This is a genomic window from Hyalangium sp., assembly GCF_035629615.1.
Taxonomy (GTDB): domain Bacteria; phylum Myxococcota; class Myxococcia; order Myxococcales; family Myxococcaceae; genus Hyalangium.
This window is the reverse complement of the sequence record NZ_DASPHO010000391.1, coordinates 19,214-27,036: the sequence shown is the minus strand read 5'-3', so window position 1 is coordinate 27,036 and position 7,823 is coordinate 19,214. Positions and strand designations below refer to the sequence as shown.

The following is a 7,823-nucleotide window of genomic DNA, read 5'->3' as shown; positions in this document are numbered from 1 at the left end:
TTCGCCTGGCGCGCGGACGCCTACGAGTTCGTGGAGGACGTGCCCGCCTTTGACTTGCTGTGCGGCACGGACCAGGTGCGCCGGGGCCTCGAGGAGGGGTGGCCGCTGGATCGGCTCATGGAGGGCTTCTCCGCCCAGGCGGACGCCTTCCAGAAGCAAAGGAGGCCCTTCCTGCTGTACGCTTGAGGACAGGCCTCCCGTGATTGGCGTTCTCTCCGACAGCCATGGTGATCTCGCCGCCATCGACGCGGCCTATGAGCTCTTGCGGGCGAAGGGCGCCCGTCGCTTCATGTTCGTCGGTGGGCGCTACACCGACCTGGACGCGTGGATCCTGGAGCGGAGGGAGAAGGCTCGCGGGGGGCGTGAGTACTCGGACATGGACTTCCTGGCGGACGTGTCGCACTGGCTGTCCGCCAAGGATGCGCTGCCACGGCCGCCCGCGTTCGGCGAGGCTCCGGCGGACTTCGCGGCGGAGGAGGATCGGCTGCTGGTGTTGGAGCGCTTCGCGCGCGTGCCCGAGCGCGACTGCCTCCAGTACATGGACCCGAACATTCCCCGGAAGCTGCTGGACATGGTGGGCGATGCGCTGTGCTGCCTTGTCCACGACAAGAACGATCTGACGCGGGAGGATCTGCTCAACGCCACGCTCTTCATCCACGGCAAGGAGTCCGAGCCCAACGTGGTGCAGATCGGCCCGCGCTACTTCCTGGCGCCGGGGCGGCTGGCCGGGGCGGCGGAGCAGACGTGCGGGCTGCTGGAGAAGGTGGATCGGGATCTGCGCTTCACGGCCTTCCGGTTGGATGGGACGGTGGTGATGGAGCCGCGGGAGATCCTGCTTGGGCGCGGGACGAAGCTGTCGGTGAAGTGAGGTGGCCTTGCGGGTGGCGCTCCTGGGAGGTTCGTTCAATCCGCCGCACGTGGGCCACCTGCTGGCCACGCAGTACGTGCACGCCACGCAGGGCGTGGACGAGGTGTGGCTGATGCCGGCGTACCAGCACCCGTTCGGCAAGGCGCTGGCACCCTTCGAGCACCGCATACGGATGTGCGAGGTGATGTGCGAGGAGGCCTCCGGCTGGATGAAGACGAGCCGGGTGGAGCAGGAGGTGGCGGAGCGGGGCGGGGCTGGGTACACGGTGGAGACGCTGACCTATCTGCGCGAGCGCTACCCGGACATCCAGTTCTCGCTGATCATCGGCTCGGACATTCTGAAGGATCTGCCGAGCTGGAAGAGCTTCGATCGGATCGAGCAGATGGTGCGGGTGCTGGTGCTGTACCGGGCCGGCTACCCGGCGCCGAAGACCCTGGGGCCGCCGCTGGCGGAGGTGTCCTCCACGAAGATCCGCGAGATGCTGGCGCGCGGTGAAGCCCCGGTGGAGCTGGTACCTCGCCGAGTGCTCGACTACGCGCGGCAGGCGGGCCTCTACGGCCTGTGAAGGGAGCCTCGAGTGGGAGAACAGCAGCACCACGCCCCTGTGGCTGCCGTGGGCGATCGACTACTCCTGACTGAGTCAGGACCGGCGATCGACTACTCCTGACTGAGTCAGGACCGGCGACTGCACCGTCCGCGAGCGCGGACTATCTCGGTTGTGTGCAGCGGGAGCCCACTGCTGTCAATTCAGCAGGTTATCGAGCCCCCCTGCGCTCTCGAGGGCGCCGCCCCTCCGTAAATCCGCGGCATTCCAACATTTGCATCGGGCAGATCTACAACTACATCGTGGAGAAGAAGCTGGCGGAGAAGGCCGGGCACAAGGACGCCCGGGAGTACTTCAGCAAGCACCTGGCGGACCTGTCCCAGGCGGCGCTCAGCATGTACGGGGCGGTGGCCCGCACCTTCAGTGAGCCGGTGGCGCAGCGCTTCGGTGTCACGTGCCTGCACCTGCTGCTCACCTACAAGGAGGCGGGGGATCTGGAGATCAACCCCGAGGAGCCGGGCCCTACGCCCATCGAGGTGCCGGACGAGAAGGGGCAGGTGGCCGTGGAGCCGTTCGCGAAGTGCAGCGTGGAGCAGATGCGCCGGGCGATCCAGCGCAAGCGCAAGCCGTCCTCCAGCAAGCCGTTGCCGCCGGAGAAGGTGGTGCTGGCCGAGCAGTACTCCGAGGCGGTGGCGCTGCGCTTCCCCCAGGGCAAGGGCACGCTCGTCAAGGTGGCGCTGCGCAACCAGAAGGGCAAGGCGGTGCTGGACTTCAAAGGCGTCCCGCTGGAGCAGGTGAGCCAGCTGGGCGCGGTGCTCACGGGCGAGTTGCCCCCGGTCAGCGAGGGGCTTCAGCTGCCGCAGCTGCCTCTGACGGTGCGGCCGTCCTAACCCCAGGCCTGTGAGACACGGCCCCGCGTTCCTGAAGAGGGGGACGCGGGGCCGTCCTTGTCATACTCCCTCTGTCAGGACGCTGGCCTCCATGGGCAATACCGCGCTGCCCACTCCGGGGCTTGGCCATGCGCGTTGCGCGGGCTGCCTCCACATTTTCCTCGTCGACACCCATCGATAGCCATGGCCGCAAGGTGCAGGACTGGGACTTCAAGGGAGGAATGCCCGTGCATGTGGAGGGCCGGTTGAAGATCCCCAGTCTTCCGTCCCGAGGGGTGGTCGAGCACCCTGATCGTCTCCGAGGAAATCAAGGACGCCTTAGAGCAACCTTCCTTGAGCAGAACAACGTCATCAGCTGAGCGGCGGGCTGGACTCCTCCTCCGTCGCCTGCGTGGCGCATCAGCTCATCGCAGCGGGAGAGACGGAGGCCCCGGAGTTCCACACCGTCTCCTTCGTCTATGAGCGCTCCCGGACGTCGGACGAGCGTACGTTCATCCGCGCCGTGGAGGAGAAGCTCGGGCGGCCTGGCCTGCACGTGGGGGAGGAGTCCATGACGCTCGCTCAGCTCGATGCGCCGTGCTCCGAGACGCCGACCACCCATCTTTGCTTCCGCCAGTATGATCGCGTCGGGGAGCTGATGCGGGAGCGGGGCGCGCGGGTGCTCCTCACGGGATACAGCGGGGACTCCGCTCTCTGGAGCCAGGTGGATGCACCGCTGGAGCTGGCGGACCTGCTCCAGCAGCGTCGGTCCGGGCGTGGCGCCTCAGCGCAGAGGCAGGACGGCGGCCCGCGCGCTGCCAGTCCGCTCGGGCTCGCAGCTCGTGTCTCGAGAGGAATCCTCAAGTAGTATCAGGAGATGAGCGATCAGCAGCACCTTGAAGTGATGAGGGGGAGTCGCAAGGTTCTCGGCGGGACGCTCGACGACCTTGTGGCCCTTGCAAAGGCCGGAAAACTCCGCCCCAGGGATCAGATTGGAGGCGTGACGGCCTCTGGTCCAGTTGACCTACATTCCGTTCCGGAGCTGGCTCGCCTCGTCCCGACCTACAGCGAGTATCTCGTGTCCCGCTCCCTTCGGGCGCTCGTCATCTTCGACATCTTCATCGGTTCGATCATGGCGCTAGTGCTGGCGGTCGCTCTGTCGTCAGCCCGAAAGGGAGCACCCGTCCGGGAGATCCTCTTCACCGTGGTGCTGGGTGTTGCCATCTTTGGCTTGCCCATCTTGCCTCTGGCGCGACGGCGGAAAAAGCTCAGGACCATGCGGGAGACGGGGGACGTGAGCGGGATCATCCCAGATCCGACCCCCGAAGATGGGGCTCTTCGCCTGTATCTCGCACGGCCCGGAAGGGCGACATGGGTCTTGGTTGGGAGCATTGTCCTCCCATTTGTCTTGTCATTCTTGCTGCCACCCCAGGGGTTGGAGGCTCACTTCGCAAAGGTCAATGACCGGATCGGCGCAGGCGAGCTGTGGCGTTTGGTAACGCCTATGTTTCTGCATGCTGGGCTTGGGCACCTGATCTTCAACTTCTCGGCGCTATCTGAGTTTGGGCGGCTGGTCGAGAACCTCTACGGCTGGCGACGCCTCCTACTGGTCTACTTCAGTGCCGGTATCGTTGGCTTTGTGGCGAGCTTCATCGCGACGCCCGCAACCAGCGTTGGAGCCTCTGGGGGCATTTTGGGTCTGATCGGCGTTCTCTTCGCGGTGGGTCTTCGCTATCGCTACAGATGGCCCGCCACGGCTCGCAAGCGGTTGATCGTGGAGATGGCGGTGTGCATCGGGATCAACGGTGTTCTAGGTCTGCTGGCGACCTTCATCGACAACGCTGCCCACTTTGGCGGTCTCATCACTGGCATTGCTTGCGGGATGGTCATGGATCTTCAACCTGAGGCGGCGGTCTACCTGAAGGGCGACGCGGAACCGCAGGCTGCGGCGAATCCCATACCGAGTGAGACCCGGTAGCGCTGGCTTGCGCTCCTTCTTCGGCTCCTCCACCCCCTCACCGCCTCATACAGCACCGTCCCCTCCGGCCGCCTGCGCCGGTACTCCCACCCGCGCTCCCGCACCAGTCCCTCCCCAGCCACACCTCGCCAGGGCACACGCTACTGGTGGGCACCCACGGAACTCCGCCAAGCCCGCTCTCAAAATGCTGCGCCTGGAAGTCCTACGGGGCCTGCGCTCGACCGAGTGAGATCGCTCTCGCCAGAAGTTCCAAGCGGCGGGTTCGATTCCCGCCGCCTCCATCCTATGCCTCTCTGGTGTTCACAAAGGGGGGCTATGCAGAAGCCTCTTTTTAGAAGGACACGCCCACGAGGTGCAGCGGGCCCAAGTCCCGATCGAAGCGGTAGGCGTATTGGTAGTAGAGGCCGATGGGGAGCAGCCCCCCCATCGTGAGCTGGAGCCGGGCCGCGCCGCCGGCCGCGCGCAGGTTGTCCCGGAAGTCCGTGCGCGCCCATGAGCCGAAGCCCTCCACCTCGAACTGGTTCACGAAGAGCGAAGGCAGCAGATACAACGTCGAGGCCCAGCCGTAGTCGACGATGAACCGGTAGCGGTAGAGGGCACTGCCGATGACGGCGTGGCGGGCGCGGACGGTGAAGTCCTCGTAGCCGCGCAGGTACTCGGCGAAGGCCGTGCCCGGCTGGAACTGACGCGGGATGCTGGGCCCTCGGCTCGGCTCCGACTGGTAGAGCGCGCTGCCCGATGAGATTCCACCCACCTCGAGCAAGTTGTCTGGAGCCCCGGGCAGGAATCGACCCGCGAGCGAGACAGACAGGTTGTCCCTCTTGAAGCCAGGCAGGCCCCCGAGGAACGTCGACACCTCCGCTCGGATGTTCCCCATCGTGTTGTTGGTGCCGAAGGCCTTGGGGAAGACCCCTGCGGACAGCGACAGCCCGAGCCCCTTCTGCGTGCCGCCGTACGAGGTGCCTGCCCCGGAGAAGTAGGCGGTGGACACCTCAGGGCCGAACAAAGTCGTCAGCTCTCGGGGAGCCCCATTCTGGAAGTACTGGCGCCGCAGGCCGAAGAGTCCGAACGCTACCGGCGTGGTCCAGAAGCTCCGCGAGGCAGAGAGAGACGCCTGGAGATCCCGCTGGTCCTCGTCCTTCGTGTAGCCGATGGAGGTCAGGACGTACCATGGCGCGAGCTGCGCATTGCCGTAGCTCAGCGAGAGGCTCGGGTCCTCCGTGCCCGAGTCGTAGGAGGCGTTGATCGCCCAGGCATGGAAGCCAAGCCGATCTTGTCCCGCCAGGGAGATGAAGCCCTGGACACGGAGCTCTTCGGTGTCCTCGTCCAGGTACGCAAGCACGAGCGGGACACGCAGCTCCGGGTACCCAAGCCGCTCGAGCGGCGAGTAGGGCTCGTCGGAGACGATCTCCACCTCGGCTCCTGGAACGGGAGGGGGCTCGGCCACCGGCGCATCGGCCAGCGGCACCGTGGCAAGAGCCGGAAGCGAGGGGGAAGGCGTCGTGTCTCCAGGGGAGGGTGGCGTGGTGGCTTCGGGTGTCTCAGGGGGGGAGGACTCAGATGCAGGTGCCTCGCTGCCGGAGGTCGGGGGCGCAGGGGACGCAGGGAACTCGGCAAAGGCTTCAGGAGACGGGGGCGCACCCGGAGGATTCTCCGGAGCGTCAGGGGCTGTCGGGGCGGCCGGAGGCGCCAGAGCGTCAGCGAGCGGCGCGGGGGGAGGGGGCTCCGCAGGCGCCGTGGGGGCTGGAGTCGGGACTGCCGCGGTCTGGGGCGCAGCTTCCGCCACTGGTGCGAGCGGAGCCCGATCGAGCGAGAAGACCACGCCCTCGCGGTTGAGGAACGCCACCTTCCCGTCACCCGTCGGCCAGGCATCCATCACCAGGTGCGGCGCGTCGGTGACGCGGATGAGCTCCCCAGTGGAGAGCCTCAGGACATGCGCCTGCAACCGCTCGTCCTGCTCGCGCAGGAACAGCACCTGATCGTCATCGATCCACTGGGGCGAGTAGTTGAAGTGCCCATCCCGCGTGAGCCAGCGCACGCTCCCGTCCGGCCCGCGCAGCGCCAGATCCCAGCCGTCCGGCCCTCGCATCGCGAACGCCACCCGCTGGCCATCCGGAGACACCGCGGGAGCCGCCAGAGAGACATGCTTCTCGAAGCGAGTGAGCGGCTCCTGCTGTCCCGTCTCCAGATCCCGGCGCACGAGGTTCGCGATGTCGCCGCCCTTGATGTCGGCGAAGACATACGCCCTGCCATCCGGCGTGACGCTGCCTCCCATGCCATCTTCGATCTCCCAGGTGCGCAGCACCTCGCCCGTCCGCGCGTCCACCCGCCACAGCCGCGACAGGAAGGCCCCCTCGCTGTTGATATCGGCCGCTACCAGGTAGAGCAGGGCGCCGTCTCGAGTGAAGGACAGGCCACTCATGACCGAAGGCGAGCTGAGGATCCACTCGCGCCCCGGCAGCAGCAGGGTGAGATCCTTCGAGAAGCGCACCGAGCCATCCCGCTTGCGCACGGTGAGGTGCGCCGTCTCCTCGCGCCCCACGTGCACGAGCGCCATCGCGCCGTCCTTCGAGGAGACGGTCATCCGTGTGAAGTACCCCACGTCCGGCACCAGCACCGCCTGTGAGGCCGGGCGCTGGCGCCGGGGCAGCTCCTTCTTCAGCGCCGCGGTGTACTCGTCGAACAGCCCGCCGATCGTCGCCCCGTACACGCGCCGGAAGCGCAGCGTCACGCCGAACGGAGGAGCCCAGGACTGGGCCTGCTCATGAATCAGCGCCCAGAGCTTCTTCTCACCGTACGTGCGCACCAGCCACCCCACGAAGTGGCTGCCCGTGAGGTAGTTGCCGCCGAACGGGTCCGCCTCCCGGTGATCCGGCGACAGGTGCCCGGCGTTCAGCTCCCCCTCGTTCGCCTGCACCATGGCCTCGAAGGAGCCACGCCAGATGGGACTGTTCGGTCGCCCCGTGTCCCGATCGAAGTGGCCCTCGTAGTACGTGGCCAGCCCCTCCAGGAACCAGGACTCGGTGAAGATGTTGGGCTGGATGATGCCGCCCGTGGTGAAGTTGATGCCCTGCCAGAGCCCCTCCACCTGCTGCATCTGCACGTAGTGCACGGCTTCGTGGCACCCCACGTCGCCCAGCTCCGTCTGGCCCAGATCCATCAGGTTGAACAGCTCCAGGCTCATGTGCGCCGGCATCACCATCTGCTGCGGTGTGCTCACGAGGTCCGGCTGCACGTACGCGTTGTTGAAGCCCGCACTCGTCAGGTAGATGAGCAGCCGATCCCTTGGGCGTTTGCTCCAGGACAGCTCGCGCAGCCGATCCACGCACGCCTCCACCCGCGACGCGATGCGCAGGGCGGCTGGCTTCAGGTGCTCCGGGTAGTACAGCTCCATGGAGCGCGTGGTCAGCTTCCGCATCTCGTCCCGAGCAAAGGACGCCTGGACCTCCTGGGAAAACCGGGGTGAGACGAAGGCGCACCCCGAGGAGAGCAGGAGCAGGCAGCCGAGAAGGGCAAGGCCCCGAGATGCCTGACGGAGCGTGGGCATATCCCCATCCTAGAGGC

At 66.7% G+C, this 7,823-nt stretch carries 6 protein-coding genes and 1 pseudogene; 6 read left to right on the top strand and 1 reads right to left on the bottom strand.

Annotated elements, in window-relative coordinates; translation table 11 throughout:
- From VD972_RS20030 to VD972_RS20005, 6 genes and pseudogenes are all read left to right on the top strand, one after another.
- A pseudogene (locus VD972_RS20030) lies at positions 1-186 on the top strand (DUF1343 domain-containing protein); the annotation flags it as partial.
- Positions 187-199: 13 nt separating this feature from the next.
- Positions 200-868: a hypothetical protein gene (locus tag VD972_RS20025; RefSeq protein WP_324989348.1), complete on the top strand. Its 669-nt coding sequence runs from the start codon at positions 200-202 to the stop codon at positions 866-868.
- Between the two features lie 7 nt (positions 869-875).
- Positions 876-1,433 carry a nicotinate (nicotinamide) nucleotide adenylyltransferase gene (gene nadD, locus VD972_RS20020; RefSeq protein ID WP_324989346.1) on the top strand — a complete coding sequence of 186 codons (558 nt, stop codon included), beginning with the start codon at positions 876-878 and terminating at the stop codon, positions 1,431-1,433.
- A 281-nt stretch (positions 1,434-1,714) separates the two neighbouring features.
- Positions 1,715-2,302 (top strand): hypothetical protein, encoded by a 588-nt coding sequence (locus VD972_RS20015; protein ID WP_324989344.1) that lies wholly within the window; start codon positions 1,715-1,717, stop codon positions 2,300-2,302.
- A gap of 355 nt (positions 2,303-2,657) precedes the next feature.
- On the top strand, positions 2,658-3,149 hold the full coding sequence (locus VD972_RS20010) for an asparagine synthase-related protein (RefSeq protein WP_324989350.1): 492 nt from the start codon (positions 2,658-2,660) through the stop codon (positions 3,147-3,149).
- A 9-nt stretch (positions 3,150-3,158) separates the two neighbouring features.
- Positions 3,159-4,259: a rhomboid family intramembrane serine protease gene (locus tag VD972_RS20005; protein ID WP_324989342.1), complete on the top strand. Its 1,101-nt coding sequence runs from the start codon at positions 3,159-3,161 to the stop codon at positions 4,257-4,259.
- A gap of 331 nt (positions 4,260-4,590) precedes the next feature.
- On the opposite strand, the gene VD972_RS20000 is transcribed toward VD972_RS20005, so the two are convergent.
- Positions 4,591-7,806: a hypothetical protein gene (locus VD972_RS20000; RefSeq protein ID WP_324989340.1), complete on the bottom strand. Its 3,216-nt coding sequence runs from the start codon at positions 7,804-7,806 to the stop codon at positions 4,591-4,593.
- Positions 7,807-7,823 lie beyond the last annotated feature (17 nt).